The following is a 15,914-nucleotide window of genomic DNA, read 5'->3' as shown; positions in this document are numbered from 1 at the left end:
TCCCCGCCCAGCGTAGGGACTGGTGCACGGTCCGTGCATGACACGGACGGGCCATTTCGGCAAGCCCTCAGGGGCCGGTCGCAGAAACGATCTTCCCCGTGTAGATGTCGGTCTCCCGGGGCAGCGTGATCCGCACCGGCGCCCCGAATCCGTACATCCCGGTCGTCGAGACCACCGTGACCTGCGCCGGCGCGCTCCGCACGCCCGCGCCCCCGCCGTTGCTGAAGGTGAAGCGCTGCCGCACCTTGCGCAGCCGGCCGTCCTCGTCGATCCAGGCGTCGAACGGGACCCGGGTCACGGTGAAGCCCTCCGCCGCCGCCGCGAGCTCCGCCCGCACCAGCGGGGAGGCGACGCGTGCGGCGTCCGCGATGTCCGTGACCCCCTGGTAGTGGCGCACCCGCACCCCGCCCAGGGTCCCCGTCCCGGTCTGCCGCACCTCCCGCGCCCCCCGCAGCAGCTCCACGGCCACCAGGGGGTCGGTCGCGCCCCCCGTGACGAGGTTGCCGTCCGGCAGCCTCGTGGTGTCGACCCGCACCCACTTGTCGGCGGGCACGCCCTCGCCCCGGTTCTTCATGTAGAGGGCGCCGGGCGTCAGCAGCTCCGTGACCGGCTCGTGCTCGGCGTCCCCGGCCGCGTCCGGCGGCAGGACGACCTGGAGGCTGCCGCGGCGCTCGGCGTAGTCGAAGGAGCCGGTGCCCCTGATGGCGATCTTCGTGCCGCCGCTGGCCATCTCCATCGACGTGACGATCTTCGAGCTGCCCGCGGCGGCCAGGGAGTCCACCGCCTGCCGCAGCGTCTCCCGCGCGTCGACCGGGACGCTGTCCACCTCGACGGCCTCACCGGCGGCCGAGCACCCCGCCACCGCCAGCGCGCACAACCCGAGACCCACGGCTGCCACAGTCGCCCGACCGAGCTGCCCCATCTCCGCCAACCCCCTGCACCCGCGCCTCGGACGTCGTCGGGCATAACGAGGGTCAGGGCACCGCGTCACGGCCGGTAGCTTTGTTCCGTGCCTCCCAGCGATCCGCCCCCGCCCGCGCACCGGGCGACCACCACCGAGAAGGGCGCCTTCTCCCGCGCGACCTGCGTCTGCGGCTGGCAGGGCCCGGCCCGCCGGGCGCGCGACCGCGCCCGGCGCGACGCCACCGACCACGAGCAGGGCTGACGGCGGCCCGACGGACGTCACATCCCCCACCCGCAACCGGTCACCTGTTCCCCACCGTCCTCACGGACGACCACACGGGGGAAGCGGAGCGGGAGGCCCCACTTTGAACCGACGAACCTTGATCCGCAGCGGCGCCGGCGTCGCCGCGGCGGGCTGGCTGGCCACGGCCTGCACCCCCGAGAGCGGTCGCCCCGCGCACGCGGGCAGTGCCGCGCCCGGCACCCCCGGCACCGCCACGACGGCCGGCGGCGCCGCGTCACCCAGCGCCTCGCCGACCGCCCGCCCCGACTGGAAGGCCCTCGGCCGCACCCTGGACGGCAGCCTCGTCCTGCCCGACGACGCGGACTACGCCACCGCACGCCTGCTGTACAACACCCGCTTCGACGGGCAGCGGCCCGCCGCCGTGGCGTACGTCTCCGGCACCGAGGACATCCGCGCGTGCCTGGACTTCGCCCGCCGCACCGGCGTCCCCGTCTCGGTCCGCAACGGCGGGCACTCCTACGCCGGCTACTCCGGCGGCAAGGGCCGGCTCGTCCTCGACGTCTCGTCCATGGCCTCGGTGAGCCTGTCCGGCGGCACCGCGACCATCGGGGGCGGGGCGAAGCTCATCGACGTCTACACCAAGCTCGGCGCGAGCGGGCGCACCCTGCCGGCCGGCTCGTGCCCGACGGTCGGCATATCCGGCCTCACCCTCGGCGGCGGCCATGGGGTGCTCAGCCGCGCGTACGGGCTGACCTGCGACAGCCTCACCGGGGCCGAGATCGTCACCGCGGGCGGCCGGGTGCTGCGCTGCAGCGCCAGCGAGAACCCGGAGCTGTTCTGGGCGCTGCGCGGCGCGGGCGGCGGCCAGTTCGGCGTGGTCACCCGGCTGACGTTCGACACGCAGGCCTCCCCGCAGGTCGTCACCGGCTACCTGACCTGGCCCTGGAGCAAGGCCGCCGCCGTCCTGCGCGCCTGGCAGGAGTGGGGGCCCACCCAGCCCGACGAGATCTGGTCCGCCCTGCACCTGGACAAGTCGGGCACCGGATCCCCGCAGATCAGCATCGCCACCGTGGGCATCACCTCGCGCGACGGGCTCGCGAACGCCGTCGACCGGCTCGCCGACACCATCGGCGCCCCCGCGAGCAGCGTCTCCCTGCACCCGCGCTCCTACCTCGACGCCGCCCTCGCGTACGCGGGCTGCTCGAACCTGAGCACCGCCCAGTGCCACCTGCCCGGCACCACCCCGGGTCGCAGCCCCTCCGGCCGGCTCGGCCGGGAGACCTACGCGGCCCGCTCGGACTTCTACGACCGTTCGCTCTCCGCCGCCGGCATCCAGACCCTCCTGTCCCAGGTGGAGGGGCTCCGCTCCGGCTCCGGCAGCGTCTCCCTCACCGCACTGGGCGGCGCCGTCAACCGTGTCGCGCCCACGGCCACCGCCTTCGTGCACCGTCGCTCGCGCTTCCTGGCGCAGTACATAGAGAACCCCGGCACCACGGGCTGGCTGACCGGGCTCCACACGGCCATGCGCCGCCACGCCTCCGGCGCCGCCTACCAGAACTACACCGACGCCACGCTGACCGACTGGCGCACCGCCTACTACGGCTCGGCCGCCGGCAAGCTGACCCGCCTGAAGACCCGCTACGACCCCTCGCGGCTGTTCAGCTTCCAGCAGGCCCTGTAACAAGGCCCCGTCCGCCGGCGGCGGCCGTCAGGCGGCCAGGTCCTTGTCGACCGCCGACGGCTCCGGGTAGGGCTCGCCCCGGCGAGCCTCCGGCCGGCCGGGCGCCGCCTGCACCAGCACGCCGATGCGGGACCCCGCCAGGGCCTTCGTCAGCGGTGTCAGCAGGGCCAGCGCCGCCGGGGCCAGCAGCAGCGCGACGGCCGTGCCGAGGGCGAAGCCGCCCAGAACGTCGGTGGGGTAGTGCACACCCATGTAGACGCGGCAGAAGCCCTCGGCCAGCGCGACCGCGATGGCCGCCAGGCCCCACTTGCGGCTGACCATGAACAGGCCCATCGCCACGGCCATCGTCAAGGTGGCGTGGTCGCTGACGAAGGAGAAGTCGGTCTTCCCCTTCACCACGACGTCGATGCCCTCGTGGTCCACGAAGGGCCGGGGCCGGTCCACGAAGTTCCGCAGCGGGATGTTGAGCACCAGGGCGATCGACGCCGCCAGCCCGGCCCAGATCACACCCGCCACGGCCGTCGGCGCCTCGGTGCCGCTGCGGCGCGCCACGCGCCACCAGCACCAGCCGGCGATCAGCACCATGAGCAGGATCAGGCCGTACTCGCCGACGGCCTCCATCACACGGTCGAACCAGCGCGGGGCGTCCTTCGCGAGCCCGTTGATGTCGCGGAGCAGACTGACGTCGGGGTTCGAGCCGTCCAGTGAGAGCTCTGCCACCGGTGTCCCCTCACTCTCTTCCGCCGCACCCCCGTGCACGTCCGTGTGGGAGTTGATTCTCCCCCGTCCAACGGACGGCACGGTACGTCGCGTTCCGGTCTCCACCGGATGATCACCAAGGTGTTATCGAAGGGAGACACGTTCCCGCATGCCGGGGCCGGGTGTTCACCCACGGCGACGCCGCGGCGGGCGCGCGACGGTCACACCGCCGCCGCGCCCGCCGCCGTCACGCGCGTCGCCCCGATGTAGTCCGGGGTGTCGATCTTGTCGAAGCGGATCACCGCGCCCGTGTAGGGAGCGTTGATCATGTAGCCGCCGCCGACGTAGATCCCCACGTGGTGGATGGACCGCGGGTCGGTCAGGTCGTACGCGAAGAAGACCAGGTCGCCCGGGAGCAGCTCGTCCCGCTTCGGGTGCGGTCCGGCGTTCCACTGGTCGTTGGCCACGCGCGGCAGCTCGATCCCCACCGAGTGGTACGCCGCCTTCGTCAGGCCCGAGCAGTCGAACCGGCCGCCCTGCTCCGGCGTGCCGTTGCCGCCCCACAGGTACTTCGTCCCCAGCTTCTGCTGGGCGTAGTAGATCGCGCCCGCCGACTGCCGCGACGGCCCCACCGGGCCCACCGGCGCCGCGAAGCTCTTCTGCAGGGTCGTGATGATCCGGACGTAGTTCTGCGTCTCCCGGATCCGCGGCACCCCGCCGGCCTGGATGACCCGGTACGCACCCGCGTTGTACGCGGCGAGCATGTTCTCCGTCGGGTTCCCCGGCACGTCCTTGACGTAGCCGGCCAGCTCGCAGTCGTACGAGGCGGCCGAGGGGATGGCGTCCGCCGGGTCCCACACGTCGCGGTCCCCGTCACCGTCCCCGTCCACGCCGTGCGTCGCCCACGTCCCGGGGATGAACTGCGCTATCCCCTGCGCCTGCGCCGCGCTCTGAGCCTTCGGGTTCCAGCCGCTCTCCTGGTAGAGCTGCGCCGCCAGCAGCGCCGGGTTGATGGCCCCGCAGAGGTTCCCCCACTTCTGCACCAGGCCCTGGTACGCCGCCGGCACCGCCCCCGTGGCGAGCGTCACCGCCCCTCCCCCGCCCGTCAGCTTCGCCGCCACCAGGAACGTACCGACCACGAGCAGCATGACGAACGACAAGAAGAGGCCACCCACGACCCCCGACACCAGCCAGGCCTTCCGCGCGGTCCGCGAAGCCGCCGTCACCCGCCCCACCCCTTCGTCACATCACCCTGCCCGGCGCCGAAGGTGACGGTGCGCCAGGCCCTGGGGAGCATCCCCACGCGCAGCGCCGCCAATCGTTGCCCTCCGCTCACCACCGTGATACACAGAGTAGTCAACAAAGTCCCATCGAACACCGGATCGCACGCCAGTGTGTCCAGTCTGGCGGTTGCGGCCCGGATCACACCGGGGAATCGGCTGAGAAAGTCGCCGAGTCGACATACGACGGCGGCATCCTCCGCCAAGATAGACCTTGGCTCCTTGCGCCCCGTCGAGGACGCCAACTGATCTAGCGTGGTGGTGAGTTCTCATGTTCCTGGCGGCCGACAAGGGCGACATCAACACCATCATCGGTGGTATCGCCCCGGACTGGGGGCCTTTCGGCTCCCTGGGGAACGAAGCACGCGTCATGATCGAGGTGGTCATGGCAGTGGCGATCCTGCTCTGCCTGGCCATCGCGATCTGGGGCGCGGCGAAACAGCGCATCGGAGCCACGGCGCTCCGCGACACCTTCAGTGCGGAGCAGGGCAAGGGACTGATCATCGCCGGCCTGACCGGCGTGTTCATCATCGGCTCCCTCGGCACGCTCTTCACCATCGTCTACGGGATGGCGGTCTAGCGACCACGCGTCGGACTCCGCCCCATCCCCTGCGCACTGTCCCCGAGGGGCCCGTCCCGGCCCCGCACCCCACCCGAGGCTGTCTGCTGATGCCCACTCACCCGATGACCCCCGAGGGGGCGAGCCCCCGATGAGCCTCGGCCAGGACGGCCCCCCGACCCGTACCCGCCTCCCCGAGCCCCCGCCCGGCACGGGCGGCCCCTCCCGCCGCCCGCAGCGCTCCAGCCGCAGCCTCGTCACGGTCGTCGGCGTCGTCGTGCTCCTCATCGCCGCCATCGCCTTCGCCAACCGCGGCGGCGGCTCCCCCTCCGACTCCCCCGGCGGCGGCAGCCAGAGCGGCGGCTCCTCCAACGGCGCCCGTTCCCAGCCCACATCCCCCACCGGCACGAAGCCGGTCAACGGCAAGGACGCGGGCATCCCCACGGGTTACGCCCGCACCGACCAGGGCGCGCAGTCGGCGGCCGCCAACTACGCCGTGGCGCTCGGCTCCGACGGCATGTTCGACGAGGCCCGCCGGCACACGATCGTCGCGGCGATCCACGCCCCCGAGGTCGTCGACCGCCTCCAAGGTGACCTCGACCGTGCCTACTCGCCCGGTTTCCTCGCCAACGTGGGGCTCAACGAGGACGGAAGCGTGCCGGACGGCTACACGTTCGTCTCCCGCACCGTCCCCGTGGGCACCCGTGTGACGGGCTTCTCCAAGAACGCGGCGACCGTCGAGGTGTGGAGCACGGGCCTCGTCGGCCTGGCCGGGGAGGGCTCGACGAAGCCCGTGAGCCAGACGTGGTTCACCATCACCGAGCAACTCGTATGGGTTGACGGGGACTGGAGAATCGAGACGTCCGGCCAGAAGGAGGGACCCGCGCCCGTCAACGGCGACAACCGCGCGGCCGACGCCGAGGAAATCGCCAACGCGGTCCAGGGTTACGGAGGGTTCACGTATGCCAGGTAGCCACCGGCGCCGCGCGCTGTCCCTGACCGCCCTGGTCGCGACTGCCCAGACGACCCTCGTCCTGGCCGCCTCACGCGCGGTGGCCGCCCCCAGCCCCACCCCCAGCCCGAGCGGCAGCAGCAACCCGTGCGACCTGATCGTGGGGCAGGCCCGCGACTACTGCGAGGGCGGCACGGGGTCCAAGAACACCCCCTCCGTGGCGGACCCCCTCGACCCCCTGGACTCGCTCGCGCGCGGCTGCGCCGACGCCGCCGCCTGGGTCATCGACGGCCTCTCCAAGGCGGTCAACAGGACCGCGGCCGTGGACTTCACCAACAAGGCGTTCCTCACCCAGTACGCCGTCGTCTTCGCCGCCTCCACCTTCCTCACGCTCCTCCTGTGGCTGCTGGCCGTCGCCAAGCGCGCCGTGCGCGGGGTGCCCCTCACCGAGGCGCTGACCGAGGCGGTCGGCTTCCTCTGGCTCACCGTGATCGCCTCCGCCTTCACGCCGCTGATCCTCTACACCGTCGTGTCGGCGACCGACGGCATCACGGAGGTCATCGCCTCGGGCACCTCCGCCGGCACCGACACGTTCTTCGGCTCGTTCCAGGACGCGTTGACCAAGGACTCCGACATCGGCGGCGGCCCGATCATGCTGATCGTGGTCTCCCTGGTGTCCGTGCTCGCCGCCGGCGTCCTGTGGCTCGAACTCGTCATCCGTGCCGCCCTGCTGTACGTCGGCGCGCTGCTCGGCACCGCCGTGTACTCGGGCCTGGTCGACAAGAACATGTGGCACCACGTGCGCCGTTGGGCCGGGATCATGATCGCCGTGATCCTCGTCAAACCGGTGATCGTGGTCGTGCTGGGCCTCGCGGGCGCGCTCAGCGGCTCCGACGGGCCCACCGCGTTCGGCGCCGTCGTGTCGGGCCTGGCCATCATCCTGCTGGCCATCTTCGCCAGCGCGATGATCTACCGCTTCGTCCCCGGCTTCGGCGACGACGTGGCCAGCCTCCGCAGCAACCGCAAGGCGAGCTCCGAGTCCCAGGCCGCCGCCGTCATCTCCTCCCCCGCCGCGCTGGTGAAGCAGGGCATCAAGACGCACAGCACCCGCGGCGGCCCCCAGGAGCAGGCCTCGGGCGGCGGCGCACAGCCCACGAACGCCGTGCCCAGCGGCATCGCCGCGCACAGCAGCCGCAACGGCACCGCGCCGGCACCGGCCCCCGCGCCGCGCACGAACCCTGACCGCGGCAACGGCGGCGGAACGACCAGCAAGACAGCAGGAGGCGAAAGCCGGTGACGTCCCAGCCCTACGCCGCACCGCAGCAGCGCCGTACGTACCTGATCGGCAAGGCACGTCCCAACGCCATCGTCGGAAAGAACCGCGAGACCGGCGAGATCGCCCTGATCATCGTCGGCGCGTTCCTCGGCATGATGAGCGGCCTGCTGATCCCCGTGCTGCCGCTGCGCATCCTCGGCCTGACGGGCTGGCCGCTGCTCGCCTTCGCCGCCGTCTACATGCCCTACCGGCGCCGCACCTTCTACCGCTGGTTCGAGATCAACCGCAGCTACCGCCGCACGCTGCGGTCGGCCGCGACGTACCGCTCCACCGCCGCCGAGTCCGGCACCCGGCTCGACGGCCGCGAGGTGGAGATCGGGCCGCCCCCCGGCATCGGCCGCATCACCTGGCTGTCGGCGCCCTTCGGCCCGGACGAGATCGCCGTGCTGCTGCACGTCGACCGGCGCACCGTGACCGCAGCCATCGAGATCGAGGGCCCCGGCGTCGGCCTGCGCGACAGCGAGGACCAGGAGGCCCTGGTCGAACGCTTCGGCACCCTGCTGAAGCACGTGGCCAACGGCGACGGCTTCGTCACCCGGCTGCAGATGCTCGCCCGCACCCTCCCCGCCGACCCCGACGCCCACGCCAAGGACGTCGCCCAGCGCGGCGACGACCGGGCCGAGCAGTGGCTCAAGGACTCCTACGACCAACTGCAGTCGATGGTGTCGACCTCGTCCGAGCAGCACCGCGCCTACCTCGTCGCGTGCATGCACTACAGCCGCGAGCTCGCCGCCGAGGGCAACGCCATCGCCCGCGCCGCGGGCGGCGCCCGCAAGTCCCTCGACAAGGACGCCGGCATCGCCGCCGTCATGGCCCGTGAGCTCACCGACATCTGCGCCCGCCTCACCGAGGCCGACATCCGGGTCCGGCAGCCGCTCGGCCAGGCGCGGCTGGCGTCGCTCATCCACTCCATGTACGACCCGGACCACCCGATCGACCACATCCAGGCGATGACCCGGCGCAACGCCTGGCCCGCGGAACTGGACGCCACCGAGCCGACCTTCCTCCAGGCCAAGACCCGCGAGTCGGCCACCCGCGCCCCCTGGTGCCACTCCACGGCCTGGGTCAAGGAGTGGCCGCTGACCCCCGTCGGCGTCAACTTCCTCGCCCCGCTGCTCGTCCACACCCCGGACGTGATCCGCACCGTCGCCGTCTGCATGGACCTCGAGCCGACCGACGTCGCCATCGAGCGCATGCTCACCGAGAAGACCAACGACGACGCCGAGGCCAGCCGCGCCGCCAAGATGAACCGCGTCGTCGACCCCCGCGACCTCGCCCACCACACCCGCATCGACCAGCGCGGCGAGGACCTCGCCTCCGGCGCCGCGGGCGTCAACCTGGTCGGCTACATCACGGTCTCCTCCCGCTCCCCGGAGGCCTTGGCGCGCGACAAGCGCACGATCCGCGCCTCCGCGGGCAAGTCGTACCTCAAGCTGGAGTGGTGCGACCGCGAACACCACCGGGCCTTCGTCAACACGCTTCCGTTCGCGACCGGCATCCGCCGCTGAGGGCCCGGGAGGTAGCACCATGCGCCTGTGCGCACTTGACGCTCCGTCTCCAGGGACGGCGCTAATGGGAAGGACGACAGGGACAACGATGCCACGCCGGAGCCTGCGCCCCAGGCGCGACGACCGCTGACGCCGAGGAGGCTCTCCACCCATGGCCATGCTGGACCCCCTCGCAGCGATCACCGACGCCTTCACCAGCTTCCTCTTCGGCAAGGTGGAGTCCACCCGACTCCCCGTCCGCACCTCGACGGGCCAGGCCCAGGCCGTCTACATGCCGACCGCCGCACCCGGCCTCGGCGACTCCGGCGTGATCATCGGCCGCGAGGTCTACTCCGGCAAGGGCTACATCTACGACCCGTTCCAGCTGTACGGGCAGCAACTCCCCGCCCCCCACTGGCTGGTCCTCGGCGAGTCCGGCAACGGCAAGTCCGCCCTGGAGAAGACGTACGTCCTGCGGCAGCTGCGCTTCCGCGACCGCCAGGTCGTCGTCCTGGACGCGCAGGGCGAGGACGGCGTCGGCGAGTGGAACCTCATCGCCAAGGCCCTCGGAATAACCCCCATCCGTCTGGACCCGATGGCGGCCCTCGACGGGGGCATCAAGCTCAACCCGCTCGACCCGGCGATCACCACCACGGGCCAGCTCGCCCTGCTCCGCACGATCATCGAGGTCGCCATGGGCCGCGGCCTGGACGAGCGTTCCGGCTTCGCGCTGAAGGTCGCCCACGCGTACGTCCACGAAACGGTCACCGACCGCCAGCCCATCCTCACCGACATCGTGGACCGGCTGCGGCACCCCATGGCCGACTCGGCCGAGTCGATGAACGTCGACCTGGAGGACGTCCGCGCCTGGGGCCTGGACGTGGCCCTCGTCCTGGACCGGCTCGTCGACGGCGACCTGCGGGGCATGTTCGACGGCCCGACGACCGCCGGCATCGACCTCGACGCCCCGCTCATCGTCTTCGACCTGTCCCACATCGACCGCAACTCCATCGCCATGCCGATCCTCATGGCGATCGTCGGCGTCTGGCTGGAGCACACCTGGATCCGCCCCGACCGGAAGAAACGCATCTTCCTGGTCGAGGAGGCTTGGCACATCATCAACAGCCCGTTCGTCGCGCAGCTCTTCCAGCGGCTGCTGAAGTTCGGCCGCCGTCTCGGCCTGTCCTTCGTGGCCGTCGTCCACCACCTGTCCGACGTGGTGGACGGCGCCGCCGCCAAGGAGGCCGCGGCGATCCTCAAGATGGCCTCCACGCGCACCATCTACGCCCAGAAGGCCGACGAGGCGCGCGCGACCGGCCGGGTACTGGGCCTGCCCCGGTGGGCGGTGGAGATCATCCCCACCCTCACCCCCGGCATCGCCGTCTGGGACGTCAACGGCAACGTGCAGGTCGTCAAGCACCTCATCACGGAGACCGAACGCCCGCTGGTCTACACCGACCGCGCCATGACCGAGGCCTCGGCCGACGAGGACGACCGGGCGGACGGGTTCGACGAGCCCCGGGTCTCCCTCGACAAGCAGCTGGCCGACGACGCGGTGGCCTGAACGGGGACCTGACCATGGCGAGAGCGCAGCACCACGGACAGGAGCGCGAGGGCGGCATCCCGGACGGGCTGATCCTCGGCGTCATGGGCTTCCTGCTCGGCATGACCGTCCTGGTGTGGACGGGCACGGGGATAGCCGGCCTCGTCTCCCACGGGGCGTGGCCGGCCGAGGTCCACTTCACGCGCACGCCCGTGGCCATGCGTCACCTCATCGCCGACCCCCACGACATCGCCGGGGCCTGGCGGCCCGCCCCGCCGGCGGGGCTGCCCGGCTCCGGGCTGTTCTGGGGCGTGTTCATCGGGCAGTTGATGGTGCTCTTCGTCCTCACGGTCTTCGTGATGGGCGTCGTCGCCCGCACCCGGCTGCGCCGCGCAGCCCGCCGCGCGGCACGCCGTACGGCGGCCCAGAAGGCCGCGGAGGCTGCGGAGGCTGCCGTGGAGCCCGCGACCCCGGCCCGGCCCCGGCAGGCCGCGCAGGGGCCCGTGGAGGCCCCTGAGCCGGCCGCCCCCGAGCCTGAACCCGTACCGGTGGGACCCGCCACCGGCGTCCCCGCCGCTGGCCCCGGGGCTCCGCCGGTGACCATCGACCGTGAACTCACCCGCACCTACGCCGCTTTCGCCGCCCTCCGCAGCGACAAGGGCAAGCGCCTCGTCCAGCCGTCCGTCCTCAACGCGGCGGGCCCCGTCCTCGTCACCACCGCCGACCCGGACACCTTCCACCAGACCGTCGGCAACCGCGCCAAGCTCGGCCCGGTCCACGTCTACGACCCGGCCCATCTGGTCGACACCCCGGCCCGGCTCCGCTGGGCCCCGCACTCGGGCTGCGAGGACGTCCCCACGGCCGTCACCCGCGCCCGCGCCCTGCTCTTCCCGGTACGGCCGCGCGCCGCGGTCGACGCCGCGATGTTCGACGCCGCCGAGACCCTCCTGCGCTGCTGGCTGCACGCCGCCGCCGTCGACGGCCAGCCCTTCCGGCAGGTGCACCGCTGGGCGGGCGGCAGCTCCGGCCAGGACGCCGTCCGCATCCTGCGCACGCACTCCAAGGCCGCCTCCGGCTGGAGCGGGGAGCTCGAGTCCGTCCTCCACGCCCACACCCACCGCCGCGACGCCGCCCAGGCGCTCGTCCACCGCGCCCTGGAGTCCCTCAACTCCGTCCACATCCGGGACGCCTGCAATCCGGGACGCGCCGACGGCCTCGAGCTGGAGTCATTCCTCAAGGATCTGGGCACGCTCTATGTGGTGGGCGAGCCCAACGAGGACCCGCGAACCCACCCGGGTGCGATGCCGTTGCTCACCGCACTCGTATCGAGCGTGGTCGAGCACGGCCGGCGCATGGCCGCAGGGTCATCCTCCGGTCGGCTCGACCCACCAATGACCCTCGTGCTGGACGACATCGCCGCCCTCGCGCCGATCCCGGAACTCCCCGACCTCCTGGCCACCGGCACCTCCGCGGGCCTGCCCACCCTGGCCGTGCTCCGCTCCCCCGAACAGGCCCGCGACCACTGGCGAGGGCCGCTGTGGCAGCGCGCCGACACCCGCCTCGTCCTCGGCACCCAGCCCCCCGCGCTCCTCGAAGAGGTCCCGGACGCGGTGCGGTTGCCCTAGCGCACTCCCTACGGCCGCTCCAGCTCCATCTCGTACTCGGTCCGCGACTCGTCCAGCGGGAACGCCATCGTCCTCCCCGTCCTGACGAAGCCGAGCCGCTTGTAGAAGGCCTGCGCCCGGTGGTTGTCCTCGTGCACCCACAGCCGCACGCGCCGCACCTGCTCCGGCAGCTGCCACGACCACTCGATCGCCGCACCCAGCAATTCCGCGGCCAACGCCCCGCCCCGGAACTCCGGCCGTACGTAGACGCCGACCAGATGGGTCTGGGGCACGGCGAACGCCTCGCCCGTCTCCACGAGTACGGCCACGTTCGCGACGCGTTCGCCGGCCTCGTCCTCCGCGATGAACGCCTGCGTCTGCCCCCGCTGCTGCCATACCTCGTCGGTGAACGCGGCCTCGGTGTCGTGCGTGTTGACGAAGGCCACGCTGCTGGCGGGGTCCTTGAGCGCCTCCAGCCGCAGCGCCCGCTGGGCACGCCACTCGTCGGGGCGGGACGCACGTATCGTGTAGCTCGTCATACCGCGATCGTACGCAAAAAAGCCCCGGCTCCCGAGTGATTAAACTCGGGAGCCGGGGCTCAAAATTTGTTCGGCGGCGTCCTACTCTCCCACAGGGTCCCCCCTGCAGTACCATCGGCGCTGAAAGGCTTAGCTTCCGGGTTCGGAATGTAACCGGGCGTTTCCCTAACGCTATAACCACCGAAACACTATGAAACTGTCGAACCAACGGTTCGTAGTTTCAGAACTACACAGTGGACGCGAGCAACCTATGGACAAGCCCTCGGCTTATTAGTACCGGTCAGCTCCACCCATTACTGGGCTTCCACATCCGGCCTATCAACCCAGTCGTCTACTGGGAGCCTTAACCCCTCAAGGGGGTGGGAGTCCTCATCTCGAAGCAGGCTTCCCGCTTAGATGCTTTCAGCGGTTATCCCTCCCGAACGTAGCCAACCAGCCATGCCCTTGGCAGGACAACTGGCACACCAGAGGTTCGTCCGTCCCGGTCCTCTCGTACTAGGGACAGCCCTTCTCAAGACTCCTACGCGCACAGCGGATAGGGACCGAACTGTCTCACGACGTTCTAAACCCAGCTCGCGTACCGCTTTAATGGGCGAACAGCCCAACCCTTGGGACCGACTCCAGCCCCAGGATGCGACGAGCCGACATCGAGGTGCCAAACCATCCCGTCGATATGGACTCTTGGGGAAGATCAGCCTGTTATCCCCGGGGTACCTTTTATCCGTTGAGCGACGGCGCTTCCACAAGCCACCGCCGGATCACTAGTCCCTACTTTCGTACCTGCTCGACCCGTCAGTCTCACAGTCAAGCTCCCTTGTGCACTTACACTCAACACCTGATTGCCAACCAGGCTGAGGGAACCTTTGGGCGCCTCCGTTACTCTTTAGGAGGCAACCGCCCCAGTTAAACTACCCACCAGACACTGTCCCTGATCCGGATCACGGACCGAGGTTAGACATCCAGCACGACCAGAGTGGTATTTCAACGACGACTCCACAATGGCTGGCGCCACTGCTTCAAAGTCTCCCACCTATCCTACACAAGCCGAACCGAACACCAATATCAAGCTGTAGTAAAGGTCCCGGGGTCTTTCCGTCCTGCTGCGCGAAACGAGCATCTTTACTCGTAGTGCAATTTCACCGGGCCTGTGGTTGAGACAGTCGAGAAGTCGTTACGCCATTCGTGCAGGTCGGAACTTACCCGACAAGGAATTTCGCTACCTTAGGATGGTTATAGTTACCACCGCCGTTTACTGGCGCTTAAGTTCTCAGCTTCGCCCCACCGAAATGGAGCTAACCGGTCCCCTTAACGTTCCAGCACCGGGCAGGCGTCAGTCCGTATACATCGCCTTACGGCTTCGCACGGACCTGTGTTTTTAGTAAACAGTCGCTTCTCGCTGGTCTCTGCGGCCACCACCAGCTCAGGGAGCAAGTCCCCTCACCAGCAATGGCCCCCCTTCTCCCGAAGTTACGGGGGCATTTTGCCGAGTTCCTTAACCACAGTTCACCCGAACGCCTCGGTATTCTCTACCTGACCACCTGAGTCGGTTTAGGGTACGGGCCGCCATGAAACTCGCTAGAGGCTTTTCTCGACAGCATAGGATCATCCACTTCACCACAATCGGCTCGGCATCAGGTCTCAGCCTCATGAGTGGCGGATTTGCCTACCACTCGGCCTACACCCTTACCCCGGGACAACCACCGCCCGGGCTGGACTACCTTCCTGCGTCACCCCATCGCTCACCTACTACTGGATAGGTTCAGCGGCTCCACCACTCCCCATCACTCCGAAGAGATCAAGGGCGGCTTCACGGCCTTAGCATCACCAGATTCAGCGCTGGCGCTTCAAAGCGGGTACCGGAATATCAACCGGTTGTCCATCGACTACGCCTGTCGGCCTCGCCTTAGGTCCCGACTTACCCTGGGCAGATCAGCTTGACCCAGGAACCCTTAGTCAATCGGCGCAAGAGTTTCCCACTCTTGTATCGCTACTCATGCCTGCATTCTCACTCGTGAACCGTCCACGACTCCCTTACAGGGCCGCTTCACCCGGCACACGACGCTCCCCTACCCATCACAGCCTCCGTTGGGAGTATTGCTGCAATGACACGACTTCGGCGGTACGCTTGAGCCCCGCTACATTGTCGGCGCGGAATCACTTGACCAGTGAGCTATTACGCACTCTTTCAAGGGTGGCTGCTTCTAAGCCAACCTCCTGGTTGTCTGTGCGACTCCACATCCTTTCCCACTTAGCGTACGCTTAGGGGCCTTAGTCGATGCTCTGGGCTGTTTCCCTCTCGACCACGGAGCTTATCCCCCGCAGTCTCACTGCCGCGCTCTCACTTACCGGCATTCGGAGTTTGGCTAAGGTCAGTAACCCGGTAGGGCCCATCGCCTATCCAGTGCTCTACCTCCGGCAAGAAACACACGACGCTGCACCTAAATGCATTTCGGGGAGAACCAGCTATCACGGAGTTTGATTGGCCTTTCACCCCTAACCACAGGTCATCCCCCAGGTTTTCAACCCTGGTGGGTTCGGTCCTCCACGCGGTCTTACCCACGCTTCAACCTGCCCATGGCTAGATCACTCCGCTTCGGGTCTTGGGCGTGCGACTGAGTCGCCCTATTCGGACTCGCTTTCGCTACGGCTACCCCACACGGGTTAACCTCGCCACACACCGCAAACTCGCAGGCTCATTCTTCAAAAGGCACGCAGTCACGAGACACCAGCAAGCTGATGTCCGACGCTCCCACGGCTTGTAGGCACACGGTTTCAGGTACTATTTCACTCCGCTCCCGCGGTACTTTTCACCATTCCCTCACGGTACTATCCGCTATCGGTCACCAGGGAATATTTAGGCTTAGCGGGTGGTCCCGCCAGATTCACACGGGATTTCTCGGGCCCCGTGCTACTTGGGTGTCGTACAAGCAAGCCGCTAATGTTTCAGCTACGGGGGTCTTACCCTCTACGCCGGACCTTTCGCATGTCCTTCGCCTACATCAACGGTTTCTGACTCGCCCAGCCGCCGGCAGACGACTGAAGTACGATCCCACAACCCCACATGCGCAACCCCTGCCGGGTATCACA

The 15,914-nt window shown here is 69.4% G+C and carries 12 protein-coding genes and 2 rRNA genes (1 of these 14 running past the window's edge); 8 read left to right on the top strand and 6 right to left on the bottom strand.

The annotated features are described in order from the left end of the window. Nucleotides 1-67: 67 nt before the first annotated feature. Nucleotides 68-922 carry an SCO4651 family lipoprotein gene (locus tag AC1VWI_RS24130; RefSeq protein ID WP_499513100.1) on the bottom strand — a complete coding sequence of 285 codons (855 nt, stop codon included), beginning with the start codon at nt 920-922 and terminating at the stop codon, nt 68-70. Between the two features lie 87 nt (nt 923-1,009). On the opposite strand from AC1VWI_RS24130, the gene AC1VWI_RS24125 reads away from it, so the two are divergent. Together AC1VWI_RS24125 and AC1VWI_RS24120 are read left to right on the top strand one after the other, a co-directional pair. Next, nucleotides 1,010-1,165: a hypothetical protein gene (locus AC1VWI_RS24125; protein WP_499513099.1), complete on the top strand. Its 156-nt coding sequence runs from the start codon at nt 1,010-1,012 to the stop codon at nt 1,163-1,165. A 103-nt stretch (nt 1,166-1,268) separates the two neighbouring features. Then, entirely contained in the window at nt 1,269-2,828 is a 1,560-nt protein-coding gene (locus tag AC1VWI_RS24120) for an FAD-binding oxidoreductase (RefSeq protein WP_499513098.1), read from the top strand. 27 nt (nt 2,829-2,855) lie between these two features. Here the strand turns inward: AC1VWI_RS24120 and AC1VWI_RS24115 are convergent, their stop codons facing one another. Both AC1VWI_RS24115 and AC1VWI_RS24110 read right to left on the bottom strand, forming a co-directional pair. Continuing rightward, on the bottom strand, nt 2,856-3,548 hold the full coding sequence (locus tag AC1VWI_RS24115; protein WP_499513097.1) for a phosphatase PAP2 family protein: 693 nt from the start codon (nt 3,546-3,548) through the stop codon (nt 2,856-2,858). 200 nt (nt 3,549-3,748) lie between these two features. Further along, complete coding sequence (locus tag AC1VWI_RS24110) at nt 3,749-4,675, bottom strand: C40 family peptidase (RefSeq protein ID WP_499516896.1); 927 nt, start codon at nt 4,673-4,675, stop codon at nt 3,749-3,751. Nucleotides 4,676-5,078: 403 nt separating this feature from the next. Between AC1VWI_RS24110 and AC1VWI_RS24105 the strand changes: the two genes are divergently transcribed. The 6 genes from AC1VWI_RS24105 (at nt 5,079) to AC1VWI_RS24080 (ending at nt 12,309) form a co-directional block, all read left to right on the top strand. Next, nucleotides 5,079-5,387, top strand: coding sequence for a DUF8827 family protein (locus AC1VWI_RS24105; RefSeq protein WP_319140882.1), 309 nt, complete (start codon nt 5,079-5,081; stop codon nt 5,385-5,387). A 130-nt stretch (nt 5,388-5,517) separates the two neighbouring features. Continuing rightward, nucleotides 5,518-6,339 (top strand): DUF8175 domain-containg protein, encoded by an 822-nt coding sequence (locus AC1VWI_RS24100; protein WP_499513096.1) that lies wholly within the window; start codon nt 5,518-5,520, stop codon nt 6,337-6,339. Then, nucleotides 6,329-7,615, top strand: coding sequence for a hypothetical protein (locus AC1VWI_RS24095; RefSeq protein ID WP_499513095.1), 1,287 nt, complete (start codon nt 6,329-6,331; stop codon nt 7,613-7,615). Before AC1VWI_RS24100 ends, AC1VWI_RS24095 begins: the two co-directional genes overlap by 11 nt. Next, complete coding sequence (locus AC1VWI_RS24090) at nt 7,612-9,162, top strand: SCO6880 family protein (RefSeq protein WP_499513094.1); 1,551 nt, start codon at nt 7,612-7,614, stop codon at nt 9,160-9,162. The genes AC1VWI_RS24095 and AC1VWI_RS24090 overlap by 4 nt, the downstream gene beginning before the upstream one ends. A gap of 157 nt (nt 9,163-9,319) precedes the next feature. Beyond that, entirely contained in the window at nt 9,320-10,705 is a 1,386-nt protein-coding gene (locus AC1VWI_RS24085; RefSeq protein WP_499516895.1) for an ATP-binding protein, read from the top strand. 14 nt (nt 10,706-10,719) lie between these two features. Beyond that, nucleotides 10,720-12,309: a type IV secretory system conjugative DNA transfer family protein gene (locus tag AC1VWI_RS24080; protein WP_499513093.1), complete on the top strand. Its 1,590-nt coding sequence runs from the start codon at nt 10,720-10,722 to the stop codon at nt 12,307-12,309. 8 nt (nt 12,310-12,317) lie between these two features. On the opposite strand, the gene AC1VWI_RS24075 is transcribed toward AC1VWI_RS24080, so the two are convergent. From AC1VWI_RS24075 to AC1VWI_RS24065, 3 genes are all read right to left on the bottom strand, one after another. Then, on the bottom strand, nt 12,318-12,827 hold the full coding sequence (locus tag AC1VWI_RS24075; RefSeq protein ID WP_499513092.1) for a GNAT family N-acetyltransferase: 510 nt from the start codon (nt 12,825-12,827) through the stop codon (nt 12,318-12,320). A gap of 68 nt (nt 12,828-12,895) precedes the next feature. Next, nucleotides 12,896-13,012, bottom strand: a 5S ribosomal RNA gene (gene rrf / locus AC1VWI_RS24070). A gap of 65 nt (nt 13,013-13,077) precedes the next feature. Next, nucleotides 13,078-15,914: ribosomal RNA gene (locus AC1VWI_RS24065) — 23S ribosomal RNA — on the bottom strand (it continues 284 nt past the right edge of the window).

The sequence above is a fragment of the Streptomyces sp. TOM-9 genome, assembly GCF_056858595.1.
The sequence above is the reverse complement of the archived record's forward strand: the minus strand, read 5'-3'. Positions and strand labels throughout refer to the sequence as shown.

Bases quoted from the DNA above. Each gene is read 5' to 3' on its own strand.
- AC1VWI_RS24130 (WP_499513100.1), bottom strand. From the start codon at position 922: ATGGGGCAGCTCGGTCGGGCGACTGTGGCAGCCGTGGGTCTCGGGTTG.
- AC1VWI_RS24110 (WP_499516896.1), bottom strand. From the start codon at position 4,675: ATGCTGCTCGTGGTCGGTACGTTCCTGGTGGCGGCGAAGCTGACGGGC.
- AC1VWI_RS24105 (WP_319140882.1), top strand. From the start codon at position 5,079: ATGTTCCTGGCGGCCGACAAGGGCGACATCAACACCATCATCGGTGGT.
- AC1VWI_RS24100 (WP_499513096.1), top strand. From the start codon at position 5,518: ATGAGCCTCGGCCAGGACGGCCCCCCGACCCGTACCCGCCTCCCCGAG.
- AC1VWI_RS24095 (WP_499513095.1), top strand. From the start codon at position 6,329: ATGCCAGGTAGCCACCGGCGCCGCGCGCTGTCCCTGACCGCCCTGGTC.
- AC1VWI_RS24085 (WP_499516895.1), top strand. From the start codon at position 9,320: ATGCTGGACCCCCTCGCAGCGATCACCGACGCCTTCACCAGCTTCCTC.
- AC1VWI_RS24080 (WP_499513093.1), top strand. From the start codon at position 10,720: ATGGCGAGAGCGCAGCACCACGGACAGGAGCGCGAGGGCGGCATCCCG.
- AC1VWI_RS24075 (WP_499513092.1), bottom strand. From the start codon at position 12,827: ATGACGAGCTACACGATACGTGCGTCCCGCCCCGACGAGTGGCGTGCC.